This is a genomic window from Thiocapsa sp. (assembly GCF_035467215.1).
Taxonomy (GTDB): domain Bacteria; phylum Pseudomonadota; class Gammaproteobacteria; order Chromatiales; family Chromatiaceae; genus Thiocapsa.
The window spans coordinates 1-14,494 of sequence record NZ_DATITZ010000178.1; the positions used below are offsets into that span (position 1 = coordinate 1).

The 14,494-nt window shown below is 63.4% G+C and carries 16 protein-coding genes, 1 tRNA gene and 1 pseudogene; 4 read left to right on the forward strand and 14 right to left on the reverse strand.

Annotation, left to right across the window (positions count from 1 at the left end):
• Positions 1–709, reverse strand: a pseudogene (locus VLR48_RS09790) (hypothetical protein); the annotation flags it as partial.
• Positions 710–845: 136 nt separating this feature from the next.
• On the opposite strand from VLR48_RS09790, the gene VLR48_RS09795 reads away from it, so the two are divergent.
• On the forward strand, positions 846–1,115 hold the full coding sequence (locus tag VLR48_RS09795) for a PD-(D/E)XK nuclease family transposase (RefSeq protein ID WP_325291607.1): 270 nt from the start codon (positions 846–848) through the stop codon (positions 1,113–1,115).
• Positions 1,116–1,471: 356 nt separating this feature from the next.
• Here the strand turns inward: VLR48_RS09795 and VLR48_RS09800 are convergent, their stop codons facing one another.
• From VLR48_RS09800 to rplU, 6 genes are all read right to left on the reverse strand, one after another.
• Positions 1,472–1,969: a helix-turn-helix domain-containing protein gene (locus VLR48_RS09800; RefSeq protein WP_325291621.1), complete on the reverse strand. Its 498-nt coding sequence runs from the start codon at positions 1,967–1,969 to the stop codon at positions 1,472–1,474.
• Between the two features lie 110 nt (positions 1,970–2,079).
• The gene (locus tag VLR48_RS09805) at positions 2,080–2,577 is read right to left on the reverse strand and encodes a hypothetical protein (protein WP_325291608.1); all 498 of its coding nucleotides are present in this window, start codon (positions 2,575–2,577) and stop codon (positions 2,080–2,082) included.
• A gap of 22 nt (positions 2,578–2,599) precedes the next feature.
• Positions 2,600–3,724, reverse strand: coding sequence for a glutamate 5-kinase (gene proB, locus VLR48_RS09810; protein ID WP_325291609.1), 1,125 nt, complete (start codon positions 3,722–3,724; stop codon positions 2,600–2,602).
• 18 nt (positions 3,725–3,742) lie between these two features.
• Positions 3,743–4,852: an Obg family GTPase CgtA gene (gene cgtA, locus VLR48_RS09815; RefSeq protein ID WP_325291610.1), complete on the reverse strand. Its 1,110-nt coding sequence runs from the start codon at positions 4,850–4,852 to the stop codon at positions 3,743–3,745.
• 90 nt (positions 4,853–4,942) lie between these two features.
• Positions 4,943–5,224 carry a 50S ribosomal protein L27 gene (rpmA, locus tag VLR48_RS09820; RefSeq protein ID WP_325291611.1) on the reverse strand — a complete coding sequence of 94 codons (282 nt, stop codon included), beginning with the start codon at positions 5,222–5,224 and terminating at the stop codon, positions 4,943–4,945.
• A 13-nt stretch (positions 5,225–5,237) separates the two neighbouring features.
• The gene (rplU, locus tag VLR48_RS09825; protein WP_325291612.1) at positions 5,238–5,552 is read right to left on the reverse strand and encodes a 50S ribosomal protein L21; all 315 of its coding nucleotides are present in this window, start codon (positions 5,550–5,552) and stop codon (positions 5,238–5,240) included.
• A gap of 261 nt (positions 5,553–5,813) precedes the next feature.
• Between rplU and VLR48_RS09830 the strand changes: the two genes are divergently transcribed.
• Together VLR48_RS09830 and VLR48_RS09835 are read left to right on the forward strand one after the other, a co-directional pair.
• Complete coding sequence (locus VLR48_RS09830; RefSeq protein ID WP_325291613.1) at positions 5,814–6,782, forward strand: polyprenyl synthetase family protein; 969 nt, start codon at positions 5,814–5,816, stop codon at positions 6,780–6,782.
• Between the two features lie 9 nt (positions 6,783–6,791).
• Positions 6,792–6,868 (forward strand) — tRNA-Pro (locus VLR48_RS09835).
• 91 nt (positions 6,869–6,959) lie between these two features.
• On the opposite strand, the gene VLR48_RS09840 is transcribed toward VLR48_RS09835, so the two are convergent.
• Positions 6,960–8,282, reverse strand: coding sequence for an MFS transporter (locus tag VLR48_RS09840; RefSeq protein WP_325291614.1), 1,323 nt, complete (start codon positions 8,280–8,282; stop codon positions 6,960–6,962).
• 184 nt (positions 8,283–8,466) lie between these two features.
• Between VLR48_RS09840 and VLR48_RS09845 the strand changes: the two genes are divergently transcribed.
• Positions 8,467–8,700 (forward strand): hypothetical protein, encoded by a 234-nt coding sequence (locus tag VLR48_RS09845; protein WP_325291622.1) that lies wholly within the window; start codon positions 8,467–8,469, stop codon positions 8,698–8,700.
• Positions 8,701–8,891: 191 nt separating this feature from the next.
• On the opposite strand, the gene serB is transcribed toward VLR48_RS09845, so the two are convergent.
• The 6 genes from serB to VLR48_RS09875 form a co-directional block, all read right to left on the reverse strand.
• Positions 8,892–10,169: a phosphoserine phosphatase SerB gene (gene serB / locus VLR48_RS09850; RefSeq protein ID WP_325291615.1), complete on the reverse strand. Its 1,278-nt coding sequence runs from the start codon at positions 10,167–10,169 to the stop codon at positions 8,892–8,894.
• A gap of 128 nt (positions 10,170–10,297) precedes the next feature.
• The gene (locus tag VLR48_RS09855; protein ID WP_325291616.1) at positions 10,298–11,524 is read right to left on the reverse strand and encodes a cyclopropane-fatty-acyl-phospholipid synthase family protein; all 1,227 of its coding nucleotides are present in this window, start codon (positions 11,522–11,524) and stop codon (positions 10,298–10,300) included.
• Positions 11,524–12,291: a DUF1365 domain-containing protein gene (locus tag VLR48_RS09860; RefSeq protein ID WP_325291617.1), complete on the reverse strand. Its 768-nt coding sequence runs from the start codon at positions 12,289–12,291 to the stop codon at positions 11,524–11,526. Before VLR48_RS09860 ends, VLR48_RS09855 begins: the two co-directional genes overlap by 1 nt.
• A complete protein-coding gene (locus VLR48_RS09865) occupies positions 12,288–13,643 on the reverse strand; it encodes an NAD(P)/FAD-dependent oxidoreductase (RefSeq protein ID WP_325291618.1) in 1,356 nt (451 codons plus the stop codon). Before VLR48_RS09865 ends, VLR48_RS09860 begins: the two co-directional genes overlap by 4 nt.
• Positions 13,644–13,797: 154 nt before the next feature.
• On the reverse strand, positions 13,798–14,082 hold the full coding sequence (locus VLR48_RS09870) for a hypothetical protein (RefSeq protein WP_325291619.1): 285 nt from the start codon (positions 14,080–14,082) through the stop codon (positions 13,798–13,800).
• 108 nt (positions 14,083–14,190) lie between these two features.
• Positions 14,191–14,494: metallopeptidase TldD-related protein (locus tag VLR48_RS09875; RefSeq protein ID WP_325291620.1), on the reverse strand; the 304-nt coding region annotated here is incomplete at its 5' end.

Below are 14,494 nucleotides of genomic sequence, written 5' to 3' on the forward strand. Positions count from 1 at the left end.
CTTCGGGCGTGAAGGGATGCGGCAGGCGCGCGAACCATTTGCGCACCATCGCCTCGATGCGCTCGGCGCTCATCGCGTCGAGGATCCCTTGCAGGGCCGGCCCCTCTGCACACCGCAGGATCCCATTGTCGAGCGGCGCGAAGGCCAGGCCGGCCTTCGCCAGTTGCCGCTTGGCGTACTCGTGGCCGTTCAGGCAGATCCGCGCGGTGTAGGGAAAGTAGGATGAGAATTTGATGAACAGCGGACCGAAGTCCTCGTCCACGAGGTAGAAATAGTACTGGTTGCACATGACATCGGAGCGACTGAGCCATGGAAAGCTTTCGCCGGTCAGCGGGTTGCATCTCTTGGAGACGCGAAAGGTGGAAAACTTCTCCTGCGCCACGCCGATGTACAGCACACCCTCGGTCGGTGGTGCCAACGCCAAGCGTCTCTGCGTTTCCTCATCCTTGTTCCGGTGCGCATGAAAGTGCACCACGTCGATCTGCTCGCGCTTGGCAAAGGCCTCGATCGCGGTGACAAAGGCATGACTCATCGGGGCCATCAACATGGTCGAGGCGACGGCAGCGCCGCGGTGCATGCGGAAGAAGTAAGCCACCCCGCTCCCGGTCTGCAGCCTGGGCTGGTAGGCGTTGAGGTAGAGTCGATCGATCCCCTCGACATCCAGCGTCACATGCCCGTTCAACAACTCACCGATGGTTTGTCCTATCATGACGGCAGGCCCCGGTTGACACAGGGACATCGCGTCCCACTCGCCGCCCAGGCGGCTCTATACGGTAGCTTAGTGCACCGACGATCAATCGGGGCCTCCCCATGTCTCGTTGGTCTGAGGCGAAGCCTCGCTAAGTATGCGACACCCCATCGATCCCAAGGTCGACTGCGTCTTCAAGACCCTTTTCGGGTCCGACGACCATCGCGACCTGCTGATCCACTTCCTCAACGCACTGCTCGCCGATGATCTCGCCGCGCCGATCACGGATGTCGACATTCTCAACCCCTACAACGAGCGCGAGACCCTCGACTCCGGGATCGCCCCGAGTACGCCCATCGCTACCGGTTGCGCGACGACTGCGGTCCAGCGCTCCTTGATCACGGGACCATCCGCGTCTTCGCATTGAGCAAATTCGACGTCGAGCCGGTCCAAACCGATGCCGAACGTTGGCTGAGATTCCTCAAGGACGGAGAGACCCTGGATCCGACCCAGCTGCCCGCCTGGATGCAGCCCCCCATCATGAGGTCCGCCATGAGCACCTTGAATGCCTTTTCCGAGAAGGAGCGCGATCACCACCGCGATCAGTCGCGCCAAGAGGCCCTGCGCGTGCAACGTGCCGTCGCCTACGAGCTCGAAGAGCGGCGTGCCGCCGAGCAGCGCTCAAAGCGGCGGAAGCCGAGCGCCAAGCCAAGTAGGCCGAGCGACAGGCCAAGGAGGCCGCACTCCAAGACAAGCAGGCCGCCCTCGCCGAGATCGCACGCCTCAAGGCACAGCTGGACCGGCAAACGAAGCGCTGACGCATTGGAGACCGCGGGACGGTCCCGAAAGGCTTCGGGGTCGCACGGACTTAACCCGGGTCTTGCGGTTTGACCCGTCCGTCAACTGGTCGGGTGATCCGACACCCCGGCTGGCGTGAGCCGAAGGAATCGACCGCGGCGCACGCTTGCGCCGTGATCCAAACAGGCAGGATGACAAGACCCCGACTTTTTTGGGAATTCGTTGACCCCTTTTCCGCTGCTCCTGCGCCCTCCCATAGGCGGCAATCTCGATCAACACTTCGGGATGACGCTCGGCGATCCTCAGCAACTGCTTTGCGGCCCGCGACGGCTGCCGGCGACCTTGTTCCCGCTGTTCCAATGTGCGCTTCGACACCCCCAGCGCAGCTGCGAACTGGGCCCGAGAAAGACCGCTCTTCAGCCGCACGCGGACGATCTCGGAAGCAGGCTGCGCGGGGTTGCGCTTTCCGCCGCCGCCCTTGATCTACTCGAATCACTCAAGCACATCTTGCCACACGTCAAGTTCCGCCTCGAACGTGGCCAAGGCTTTTCCACTCAAATTCTTACGCATTCTGGAAGTAACTTCTCAAAAACTCAGGGCGTCGCCGAAGCGGCCAACGCCCGCTCGCGGACGATGTCGGGCAACGGCGGAACCGTCCCGAGCTGTTTGATGCGATCGCCCGGGTAGTCCCAAAACGAGATCCCCAGGTTGCGGCAGGTCTTCTTCAAGCTGGCGAAGCCGTCGCGACAGTCTTTGCCAAGGTCGCTGCGGGTGCCGCCGCTGATTTTTCGCCATTTCACGAAGCCGTGGATATCGCTTTCGCTGCCGTTGGTGTGCAGGACCAGATCGGGGCGTTCGAGGACCAACAGCAGCTCGCGCTTGTGGGTATGCAGGCGCTTGAGGGTGCGGTCGAGGGTGGCGTAGGAGGTACGCCGGGTGAAGATCGCATCGAAGCGCTCCTCCAGGCTGGCCTCGGCACTGATTAAGGTCGGGCGACGAGGGGAGGATTGAAGGAGAGCAATCGTAAACCTAAACGGCGTCCGCTCCGGCGCTCGATCACGGGACGATGGATCGAGTCCCTTCCAGAGCAACCTGGGTCACTCGGGACCCGGTTTAGAGCAGAACCAGATTGTCGCGATGGATCAACTCCTCCTCGTCGAGATAGCCAAGGATCGCCTCGAACCCGCTCGACGGATGACCTTTGATCCTCGCGACCTCCTGCGCATCGTAGTTGACCAAACCACGCGCCACCTCGCAGCCAGATTCGTCGACACAAGCAACGACCTCGCCGCGATTGAAGGCGCCCTGCGCTTCTCTGACGCCGACGGCGAGCAGACTCGTCCCCTTCTCGCGCAAGGCATTGACGGCCCCGGCGTCGAGCGTGAGACGACCGCGGACCTGGAGATGACCGGCCAACCACTGCTTGCGCGCCGCCTGAGGGCCCTGGAAGGGCACCAGCAAGGTGCCGACACCCTCCCCTTCACCGATCCGCCTCAGGACGTCCTCTCCGCGCCCGGGAGCAATCACCGTCGGGGTACCCGAGCGCGCTGCAAGCCGAGCTGCACGGACCTTGGTCACCATTCCACCCGTACCCAGGCCCGTGACGCTGCCGCCTGCGACCTGATCCAGTTGCGGGTCGTCGACCCGCGTCTCCGGTATCAAGCAGGCATCGGCGTGCGCGCGCGGATCCCGGTCGAACAGACCGTCTTGATCGGTCAGCAGAATCAGGAGGTCGGCCTGGATCAGGTTGGCAACCAGTGCAGCCAAGGTATCGTTGTCGCCGAAGCGCAATTCGTCGGTTGCAACCGTATCGTTCTCGTTGATGACGGGGATCACGCCGAGCTTGAGCAGGGTGCGGAGGGTACTTCGGGCGTTGAGATAGCGGGCCCGATCGGCTAGATCGTCACGGGTTAGGAGCACTTGAGCGGTATGCAGTCCACGCGCCTGGAAACAGTCTTCATACGCGCGTACGAGCCCCATCTGTCCGATCGCGGCAGCCGCCTGCAGTGCATGGAGCGCCTTCGGACGAACCCGCCAGCCCATCCGCGCCATCCCCTCCGCGACCGCGCCCGAGGACACCAGAACCACCTCGTTGCCCGCCATTCGGCGCGCGGTGATCTGCTCAACCCACGGGACGAGCATGCTGCGCTCGAGTCCTGCACCGTCGCGGGTCAACAATGCACTTCCGATCTTCACGACCCATCGACGCGTGAAGGGGATCATGGCGCGCGAAATCATAGGACAGATCCAGTCAGGTCAGTCGAGCGGATGCCATTCGGTCTCGGGCCCCGCAGAATTGCCATCGGCGCCCGTATCGCGATCTGCTCCTGCCTGCTCGGCTGCGGCCCTGTCGGCAGCCAACGCTTCGAGCCGAGTCATCAAATCGCCCATCAGCGCCGTCGTGCCCTCCCCTGTCATCGCGGAGATCCCGTAGACGGGTGACGTCCACTCGAGCCGGGCGATGATCTCGTCGCGCAGCTGCTCGTGCTCATCGGGGAGAAGGCGATCGATCTTGTTGAGCACCAACCAACGCTCCTTGAGCTCAAGTCCTTCGCCGAACGCGGAGAGCTCCGCCTCGATCTTGCGAACCTGCTCGACGGGATCCACCGCCTCGTCCAGCGGGGCGACATCGACCAGATGCAACAGAAAACGTGTGCGGGAGAGATGTTTGAGAAAGTGGCTTCCGAGCCCTGCACCCTCCGCCGCACCCTCGATCACGCCGGGAATATCGGCAATCACGAAGCTGCGGTCGCGACCGAGCCGAACCACGCCGAGGTTGGGATAAAGCGTCGTGAAGGGATAGTCCGCGACTTTGGGACGCGCGCTGGAGACCTGGCGAATCAGAGAGGATTTGCCGGCATTCGGAAAGCCGAGCAAGCCGACGTCCGCGAGCAGGATCAGCTCGAGCTGGAGGTCTCGGCGCTCGCCCGGTGTTCCCGGGGTGAACTGCCTCGGGGTTCGGTTCGTGCTGGATTTGAAGCGCGCGTTCCCGATGCCGTGAAAGCCGCCTTGGGCAACCAACATCTGTTGGCCGGACTCCAGGAGCTCACCGATCAACTCGCCGGTCTCGCGCTCGAAGACGCGCGTCCCGACCGGGACCCGAATCACGAGATCCGCGCCGGCACGACCGGTCATGTCCCGGCTCCTGCCGTTCTGCCCCCGCTCCGCGCGATGCACGCGTTGGTAACGCAGATCCACCAGGGTATTCAGATTCACGTCGGCGACAAGGTGGACGCTGCCGCCGTTGCCCCCGTCGCCGCCGTTGGGCCCGCCCTTCGGGATGTATTTCTCGCGACGAAAGCTGACGCAGCCGCTGCCGCCGTCTCCCGCCTCGACCCGAATGAACGCCTCGTCGACGAATTTCATAACTCAAACAACCTCATCGCTGAAACGAAAAGAGCCCCGCCGAAACGGCGAGGCTCGCGTGCCCGTTGCGATGGGTGGAGCCTGAACCGATCAGGCCGAGCCGACGACGCCCGCGGACTTTTCGACCACGGTCACGAATTTACGATTCCTCGGCCCCTGCTCGACAAAGGTCACGACCCCGTCGCGCAACGCAAAGAGCGTATGGTCGCGGCCGCAGCCGACGTTGACACCACTGTGGAATCGGGTGCCGCGTTGGCGCACGATGATGGCCCCGGCCTTCACGACCTGACCACCGAAGACCTTGACGCCGAGCCGTTTGGATTCCGAATCACGCCCGTTGCGCGAGCTACCGCCAGCTTTCTTATGTGCCATGGGAGTCTCCTCTTCAGCCGGCGCTGATCGCCGTAATCTTCAGTGCGGTGAACGATTGACGATGGCCCTGGCGTTTCAGGTGGTGCTTGCGCCGCCGGAACTTGACGATCATGACCTTCTTCGCACGACCGTGGCCCTCCACCGTTGCGCTGACCTTACCGCCTTCGACGTAGGGCTTGCCGACCTTGACATCGTCCCCGTCGGCCACCAGGAGGACCTGGTCGAAGTCAACGACAGCGCCCTGCTCCGCCACTATCTTTTCTACTTTGACGGTGTCGCCTTCCGAAACCCGGTATTGTTTGCCACCGGTTTGAATGACCGCGTACATGTCTGAAGATCCCCAAAACCATTCGGCGAGATCGGCGATAGGCGCCGAAACAAAAGAAGCGGAATGCTACTCGACGGATGCTCCGCGGTCAAGGAGGTTGACGCAGGCGTGTCGGAGTGCGACGCAGTGCCTCGACCCCTCGACCGGAAACCCGCAGGAGAGCCGAGGACACAAGGGGCTCGCAGCCCGCCCCCCGACTTGACAGACCCCCATCCCACACCTAGCATCCGCCGCCACGATCAGCCAGTCCATCGATACCTCATGGATATTACCGCGCTCCGACAACCCGTCGCCGAAGACGTCAAGGCCGTTGACGCCTTGATCCTGCGTCGACTCCGGTCAGACGTGGTGCTCATCAATCAAATCGGCGGTTACATCGTCAACAGCGGCGGCAAGCGCTTGCGACCGCTTTCGGTGCTCCTAGCGTCCCGGGCTTGCGGGTATACAGGAGACCGACACATCGACGTTGCGGCGATCGTCGAGTTTATTCACACCGCGACTCTGCTGCACGACGACGTCGTCGATGCTTCCGAGCTCAGACGCAACCGCGAGACGGCCAACGTCGTCTGGGGCAACGACGCCAGCGTGTTGGTCGGCGACTTCCTCTACTCCCGCGCCTTCGAGATGATGGTCGATGTCGGGAGTATGCGGGTCATGGACATTCTCTCGCATGCGACCAACCGGATCGCCGAAGGCGAGGTGCTCCAACTGCTCAACACGCACGATCCCGACACGGATCAGACCCGATATATGGAGGTCATCACCCGCAAGACAGCGACGCTGTTCGAAGCGGGCGTGCGCCTCGGCGCCGTGCTCGCCGAATCGAGCCCCGCCGCCGAAGAAGCCGCGGCGAGCTATGGCCTCAACCTCGGGATTGCCTTTCAGCTCATCGACGACGCATTGGACTACAGCCCGGCAAACGCCGAGCTGGGCAAAAATGTCGGCGACGACCTCGACGAGGGCAAACCGACCCTCCCGGTGATTCGGGCGATGGAGGTCGGAACACCCGAGCAAAATGCTCTGCTGCGCAAGGCCATCGAAGAAGGTGGCCGCAAATACATGGAATCCGTCGTCGAGGCGATTGCGTCGACCGACGCCATTACCTATACTACGCGGCTTGCGGAAGACTACGCGGATCGAGCAAAGCGTGCATTGGCTACGTTGCCTCCCTCCCCGGCTAGGGACGCCATGGAAACACTGGCCGATTTCTCGGTTGACCGTAAGAATTGATGAACGTCTCGGGGTGTAGCTCAGCTTGGTAGAGCGCTGTCTTCGGGAGGCAGAAGTCGCTGGTTCGAATCCAGTCACCCCGACCAAAATTCCCGCTACACATCAGCCGGCTCAAGCCGGCTTTTTTGTGTCTGCTGCTCCTCTGGCCCCGGCGTATAGATCGACGCCGGAAGGCCGCTAGACCCGCTCCGAAGCCTTTGCCTTTGCCGATTCCGGCGAGTACCTCAACCGAACATAGATACTCGCAAAGACAAGCAGGACATTGATCGCGCCCACCACATAGAAGGGTGCGCGCGGATCGACCCGATCGAATAGATACCCGCCGACCGGCGTAATCAAGAGAATACCGATCGCGCCGGCGACGTTGAAGGCACCGAGCACCGAGCCCCGCTGTCCGGCCGGAGCCTCCTGCCCGATCAAGGATTGACCGCCGAGATAGACGCTGATCTGCCCGATCCCGAGCAGAATAAAGAAGATCGGACCGTATGAGGAGAGCGGGTCCTCGAGCGCCAAGAGGCTCAGATTGCCCAGAGCCGCCAACGCCATGCAGATCGCAAGCCCGGTGACCCTGTCGATGCGGTCGAGCAGCGGGCCGAGGACGGGCGCCCAAACGAGTGCCGAGATCTGCGCCATCACGAAGATCAGGGTACCGCTCATCACCGCCGAGGCGGACTCCATGCCGGCTGCCTTGGCCGCGAGAGTGCCCCAGAGGACGAGAAAGATCGCATTGACCGATTGGTCGCCGCGTGCGATGAATGCAGACGAATAGGCTAGGAGAATGCGCGGATTGCGCCCGTGCGCGAAACCGCCGACCAAGAGCTCGCGAACGCTCGGGCGGTCTTGGAGACGCACGGGCAGACCCGGCTTGAGGCCCCAGAGGAGCAACAGGGCGACCGCGACCGCGAGACCCGCGACGATAAAATGCGTCAACCGACCCGCGGTAACGCCGTCGAAGCCCGCGCCGGTGAAGACCTTCGGCATGGCACCGAGACCCTGACTGATGAGCACGACACCCAGGCCGCTCATGACGCCGACGATGGCCACCAATTTGCCGCGGGAGCGTTCTGCCGGATAATCGGCAAGGACGGTCGACAACCCGCCCGCGACCGCGACCACCCCGATCGCATAAAGGACCCGGTAGACATAAAGCGCCTCGACCGATTCCGCGAGCGGATAGAGGACATAGGTGAGGGCCAGAACCAGAAACCCCGCCGCGTAGACCCCTCGGCGACCGATCCGGTCCATGAGTACGCCGGCCGGCAGAAACAGCAACAGGGTGACGATCTCGGTGAGGAAGACCAGGTTGCCGCTGATCGCGCCCTGCTTGGACTCCGGGACGCCCAGATGCTCGTTGAGGATGTAGGTCTGTCCGATGGAGATGAAGATCATCAGCCCGATCGAGAAAAACGCAGCAGCTAAAAAGGTCCAGCCGTTTCGAGGCAGGACGGACGGCGCCAAGTGGATCGGGCCGATCCGGTAGGTCCGGTCGAGGTCGGGCATCTGCGGATCTCCGGCGATGGACCATTGCGGTGTTGACGGTCGGGCCGGCATTATCCCATCAGGCGACGGATGCGGATACTCCGGTTGCAGCCCGGCACTGTGAGGATTCACGAAGCCGGTACCGAGCAGACTGACGGAAACTGCGAGCCGTTCGGGTCGGCCCTATTCGATCGACGGCCATGCCATCAACTGTGGGGCGAGCGTCGGCGTCGTCTTCGTCCCCAAGCCGGATATCGACCTGGAAACCCTCCTCGGCCGAGACGATGTCGCCCTCTACAAGGCCAAGAACAACGGACGGGGCAGCTACGCATTCCACACCGACGCCATGACGCGGCAGGTCCGCCGCGATGCCGCCCTGACGGATCGAATCGACCAGGCCGTGCGCAGCGGCGAGCTTTTTCTGCACTACCAGCCGTAGGTCGAGCTCGCGAGCGGACGGATCACGGCCGTCGAGGCCCTGGTGCGCTGGCGTCCGTAAGACCAATCGGCAGGGCTGACTAGCGCACGCAAGGTGTAGAAGCGCACGTAGGGTCGACAAGCGCAGCGCAGTCCACCAGCGCCGGAGCTGGGTTCGGTGGACTGCGCTGCGCTTGACCCTACCAACCCACCCTACGCTTCCACTCTGCCGATCCGGTCAGCGACGTGGCCGGGGTTGAGCAGCGCCCCCCTGGCGAGACGCTCAACGTCACGGTCACGCATCCCGAGCAGATAGAGGATCCCGTCGAGCCCGACGTTCGCGATAGCGTGACGCGCCTGCTTGGTCACGATCGGCTTAGCATGAAAAGCAATCCCGAGGCCAGCGATCGCAAGCATCGGCAGATCGTTCGCACCGTCGCCCACGGCGATGACCTGCTCCAGACGAATCCCCTCGCGCTTCGCAATCTCGCGCAGCAGCTCGGCCTTGCGTGCCCCGTCGATGATCTCGCTCGAGACCGTGCCGGTCAGCTTGCCGTCGCGAAACTCCAGTGTATTGGCATAGACGTCGTCGATCCCGAAGCGGCGCTTGAGGTGCTCGGCAAAATAGGTAAAGCCGCCCGAGAGGATGGCGATGCGATAGCCGAGCTGCTTGAGGCTGGCGATCAGCCGATCGGCGCCCTCGGTGATGGGCAGGCGCTCGGCGATCTCGCCGAGTACCGACTCGTCGAGGCCTTCGAGCAGCGCGATACGACGCCGGAAACTCTCCTTGAAGTCGAGCTCGCCGCGCATCGCGGCCTCCGTGATGGCGGCGACCTCGGGTCCAACACCAGCTGCCGCGGCCAGCTCGTCGATCACCTCGGTCTGGATCAAGGTCGAGTCCATATCGAAACAGACCAGACGCCGGTTGCGCCGGAAGATATCGTCCTCCTGCACCGCGACGTCCACGTCCAGGATCTGCCCGAGCGCAAGCAACCCCGCATGCAGCTCCGAGAGATCCGCCACCGCACCGCGGACCGACAGCTCCACGCAGGCAAGCGGATGGCGCTCCGGCGAGCGCCGCGAGAGACGTCCCGTCAACCGCGAGATCCGATCGACGTTCAGACCGTATTCGGCGACCACGGCGGACACCCGTGCGATGTGCTCCGATTCGATCTCGCGCCCCAGGAGGGTGAGGATATGCCGCGGCTGCCCCTGCTCGGCCACCCAGTCCTCGTAGGCGTCGGGATCGATCGGCGTAAACCGCAGATCAAGCCCCATCCCATGTGCGGTGAACAAGAGATCGCGAAACACCGGGCAGGATGCGCTGTCGGCCGGCAACTCGACCAGAAGACCCAGCGCCAAGGCGTTGTGGATGGTCGACTGACCGATATCCAGTATCGGCACCCGATATCGTGCCAGGATTGCGGTCAGGGCCGCGGTAATGCCCGGGCGATCCTCGCCCGAGACGTTGATCAGGACGATCTCGCTCATGCGGTTTCCATTGCGCGTCGATTCTACGGAAGGTTCGGATGGCGTCGCCCGGCGCAGTCCGACGCTCGGGCGCGTGCAAGGGCGCGGGACGCGCTCGACGGCACGCCCGCCGCGCCACGTAACCGGCCTCAGCTGCGTTGCGGGACCTCGAGGATGGTCTGGGTCAGATCGATGCAACCCGTCTTGAAACCGGTCTCGCAATAGGCGAGATAGTAGTCCCACATCCTGCGGAAACGCGCATCGTATCCGAGCCGGGCCACCTCGCGGTCCACCGCATGGAAGGCGAGACGCCAACGTCGCAGGGTCTCGGCATAGTCGAGGCCGAACCACGCGGTATCGCGAATCAGAAGATCCGCATCCTGCGCCTCGCGTGTCATGCGCTCGGGCGTGGGCAGCATCCCGCCCGGGAAGATGTAGAGCTGCACGAAATCCGGTTGCTTGCGATAGACGGGGAAATCGTCCTCGTTGATGGTGATGACCTGCAGGGCGATTCGACCGCCCGGTCGCACCAGCCGCCGCAAGGCCTGATAGTAGGTCGGCCAGAAGGCCTCGCCCACCGCCTCCATCATCTCGATCGAGACCGCGTGGTCGAAGCGACCCTCGACGTCACGATAATCCTGAAGCCGCAGGTCGACTCGATCGGCAAGACCGGCGGCCTCGAGGCGCTCGCGCGCATAGGCGAGCTGCTCGCGCGAGAGGGTCACGCCCGTCACGCGCAGGCCGCGGCGTGCCGCCAGCTCCGCGAAACCACCCCACCCGCAGCCGATCTCCAGGATATGCTCGCCGGGCTTGGCGTCCAGCGCATCGATCAAGCGCAGATATTTACGCTCTTGGGCCGATTCCAGACTGTCCCGAGCCGGGTCGGCAAAGAGCGCGGAGGAGTAGGTCATACTCGGATCGAGCCAGCGCCTGTAGAAGTCGTTGCCCAGGTCATAGTGGTGGGCAATGTTGCGACGACTGTTGATGGGATGATTGTCGCGCAGCCGATGGCTCAATCGATCCCACAGCCGCGACCAACGCATCCCGCGCGGCCCCACGCCCAGATGCTCCATGTTGTCGTAGAGAACCTCGAGCAACGCGGCGAGATCGGGCGTCGTCCAATGCCCTTCCACGTAGGATTCGCCGAATCCCACCTCGCCACGGGTGAGCAGCCGACCCGCCATCTTGAGCGGCGACTGTACCTCCATGACGCCGCTCGCGCCCGGGAAACGGCCGCGGTGCAGGGTGGCGCTCCCGTCGGGGAAACGGACCAAGAGCTGGCCGAACGCCAGGTGTCGGCAAAACCCGCCAATCAGGCGGCTCGACCAGCTCGATCGGCGGGACAGGGGTTCTTGGATCAACTCCTCTGCGGACATCAGGACACCTCTTCTAGGGGCGGAGCCGGCTTGGAATGGTAGCGCCCGCCTTTGAGCCAGATCTTCAAAGCCTGCCAATGGATCATCAGAACGACCTTCAGGGTCAGGAAGGGATAGGTGAAGGCGGCGCGCAGCAGCTTGCCGTCCGTGATCGTCTCTGCGATCCCCTGCTGGACGGCCACCAACATCAAGGATCCGTCCTGATATTCGCGGATCACGATCGCGTGCCGATCGCCTTGCCGGGTAAACCGGAAGTGATAGTCGGCGTTCATGTCGACGAAGGGCGAGACGTGGAAGTCCTTGCGATGCGCGTGACGGATCGGCCAGTCCATCGGCGCGCCCTTCTCGTGCAACAGATAGCTGTGGGCCTCGCCGAAGGTGTTGTTGACCTCGCACAGCACCGCAACCGGCCTGTCCGAACGATCGAAACAGGTCCAGACACTCAGCGGATTGAAGACAAATCCGAGCACACGCGGGAAACACTGCAGCTCGATACGGGCGACCTCCATCTCCTGCCCGCAGGCGCGCAGCTGCTTGAGCAGCCAGGGCTTGAGGCCGCGACCGTCGCGCGGACCGTGGTCGCGGTCGTGGAACGAGAAGAGGTTGAAGCGGTTGTGCGAGAACCAGCGACAATCACGCGCGATCTCGTCGACTCGCTCGACATCCAGCAACATGCTGAAGACCCGATAGACGAAGCGATAGCGCACCGGAAAGAGCCGCCGATGCATGACATCGCCGAAGATAATTCGGCCGGCGAAGGTGCTCACGCGGTCACCGCCGACACGCTGTTCCGGTCAGTCCCGGTGCCGGCACCCTCCCCGATCTTGGGTGCGGTCGAGGGCGCAGCCGTCTCCCAGGGCGGACGGACATCGAGCCCGCGCGCCACGTCCACCGCGGCACGCAGGCCGTCCTCATGGAATCCGTATCCCAGATACGCCCCACTGAACCAGATCCGGTCGCGGCCTTGGATCTCGGCGATGCGCTGCTGAGCATCGGTGGCGCTCGCATCGAACATAGGATGCTCGTAGGTCATCTCGGCGAGAATCGACTCGCTGCGCGGCGGCACACACGGGTTCAGGCTGACGAAGACATCGCGGTCCGGCGGCAGATCCTGAAGGCTGTTCATCCAGTAGGTTACCGTCACCGGACGATCGGCGCCCTGCCCCGGCTGCTCGATATAGTTCCACGACGACCAGACTCGGCGGCGTTTCGGCATCAGCGAGGTGTCGGTGTGCAGAAAGACCTGATTGGTCTGATACCGGAAATCGCCCAGGATGTCGCGCTCGACCGGCGTCGGGGACTCGATCAAAGAGAGCGCCTCGTCGGCATGGCACCCCATCACGACCGCATCGAAGCGCAACCGCTCGCCGGCCGTGGTCTCGACCTCGACGCCCTGATCGAGACGCCGCACCCGTTCGACCGGGGTGTCGGCCAGACAACGCCCCCGCAAGCGCGCCAGGATCGCCTGCACATAGGCACGACTGCCGCCGCGCACCGTCTCCCAATCCGGGCGATCGACCAAATCGAGCAGACCGTGGTTGGCGAAGAATCGGGCAAAGCTCAGGAAGGGAAAGTCCCGCATGTCCTCGGTAGGGCAGGACCAGATGGCCGCCGCCATGGGGAGCAAGTAGTGGTTGGCGAACCGCTCCGAGTAACGACCGCGCTGCAGGAAATCCCCGACAGTCAGGGTATCGCCGGGGCTGGAATTGATGAAGTTCTTCGCCGCTGCGTTGAACTGCAGAATCTCCTTGATCATCCATAAGAAGCGCCAATCGAACAGATTCGAGCGCGCCCCGAACAGCGTATTCAGACTGTCCCCGCCGTACTCGATACGCCCGCCATCCAGACTGGCCGCGAACGACATGCTGGTGGGATAGGTCGCAACACCGAGATGCTTGAACATCGCCGTCAACAACGGATAGTTGCGCCGATTGAAGACCATGAATCCGGTGTCGACCGGAAAGGGCCCGCGCGGGTCCGGGACCTCGAGCGTATTGCTGTGACCGCCGATATAGGCATTGCGCTCGAGCAGGGTCACCTCGTAACGCGAATCCAGCAGCCAGGCCGCGCCCAGTCCACCGATACCTCCGCCGACGATCCCGATTGTTTTGACTGACATCCGAATTGATCCTTCCGTTTGATCCCGAGAACAGGTCAGGCAACAGCACGCAGGCTGTTCATATTTCGTCCAATATTGACGCGCTGCTCGAACAGCTCAAGAGCCCGAGCGACGGGAAGACAAAAACCTTGAATGGGGGCAAGAGCCGCCGAGCTCAGAGCGAGCGCCGAGGCGTTCCGCGGATCAGGTCGTCCATCCGCGCCTTCGCGTCGGTCCAGCGCTGCGTGCCGACCTCGCCCGCAGCCAAGAGCTCCATCAGGCCGTAAGCCAACGGACGATGCTCGGCGGGGAGATCGAACAGCTTGGTCAGCTTGAACAAACAGCCGGCCTTTTGATGCTCGAGCGTGCAGGCAAGGGCGTAGAGCGTGAGGGCGGAGGCGGACTCGGGCGCCGACGCGATCAGCACCAAGGTTTCGTCGAGCGGGTCGGGTGTATCCATTATGCGGGTGTGATCGTTGGCGCGGCGGTCGCTCGAATCCTCGGGATGCCGCCGCGATCGGCGCACCGATTGCCGCGGCAGGGGCGACAAGCCCCTGCACGCGGCGTCTTATTCGCCTGCGATCGTCATCTTGTCGATCAGCCAGGAACCGGTGCGCGTGCTCCCTGAATAATCGTAATCGTTGCCGACGGCGATCAGGCCCGCGTACATGCGTTTGAGATTACCTGCGATGGTGATCTCCTCCACGGGGTGTACGATCTCTCCGCCCTCCACCCAAAAGCCAGCGGCACCGCGCGAGTAGTCGCCGGTAACCGGATTCACGCAATGCCCCATCAGCTCGGTGACCATCAGCCCGGTCCCCATCTCGCGCAGCAAGGCGGCGCGATCCAGATCACCCATGACGATGCGCAGG

Coding starts and splice junctions, on each gene's coding strand:
- VLR48_RS09795 (WP_325291607.1), top strand. CDS start 846: ATGCGACACCCCATCGATCCCAAGGTCGACTGCGTCTTCAAGACCCTT.
- proB (WP_325291609.1), bottom strand. CDS start 3,724: ATGATTTCGCGCGCCATGATCCCCTTCACGCGTCGATGGGTCGTGAAG.
- cgtA (WP_325291610.1), bottom strand. CDS start 4,852: ATGAAATTCGTCGACGAGGCGTTCATTCGGGTCGAGGCGGGAGACGGC.
- rpmA (WP_325291611.1), bottom strand. CDS start 5,224: ATGGCACATAAGAAAGCTGGCGGTAGCTCGCGCAACGGGCGTGATTCG.
- rplU (WP_325291612.1), bottom strand. CDS start 5,552: ATGTACGCGGTCATTCAAACCGGTGGCAAACAATACCGGGTTTCGGAA.
- VLR48_RS09830 (WP_325291613.1), top strand. CDS start 5,814: ATGGATATTACCGCGCTCCGACAACCCGTCGCCGAAGACGTCAAGGCC.
- VLR48_RS09840 (WP_325291614.1), bottom strand. CDS start 8,282: ATGCCCGACCTCGACCGGACCTACCGGATCGGCCCGATCCACTTGGCG.
- serB (WP_325291615.1), bottom strand. CDS start 10,169: ATGAGCGAGATCGTCCTGATCAACGTCTCGGGCGAGGATCGCCCGGGC.
- VLR48_RS09855 (WP_325291616.1), bottom strand. CDS start 11,524: ATGTCCGCAGAGGAGTTGATCCAAGAACCCCTGTCCCGCCGATCGAGC.
- VLR48_RS09865 (WP_325291618.1), bottom strand. CDS start 13,643: ATGTCAGTCAAAACAATCGGGATCGTCGGCGGAGGTATCGGTGGACTG.
- VLR48_RS09870 (WP_325291619.1), bottom strand. CDS start 14,082: ATGGATACACCCGACCCGCTCGACGAAACCTTGGTGCTGATCGCGTCG.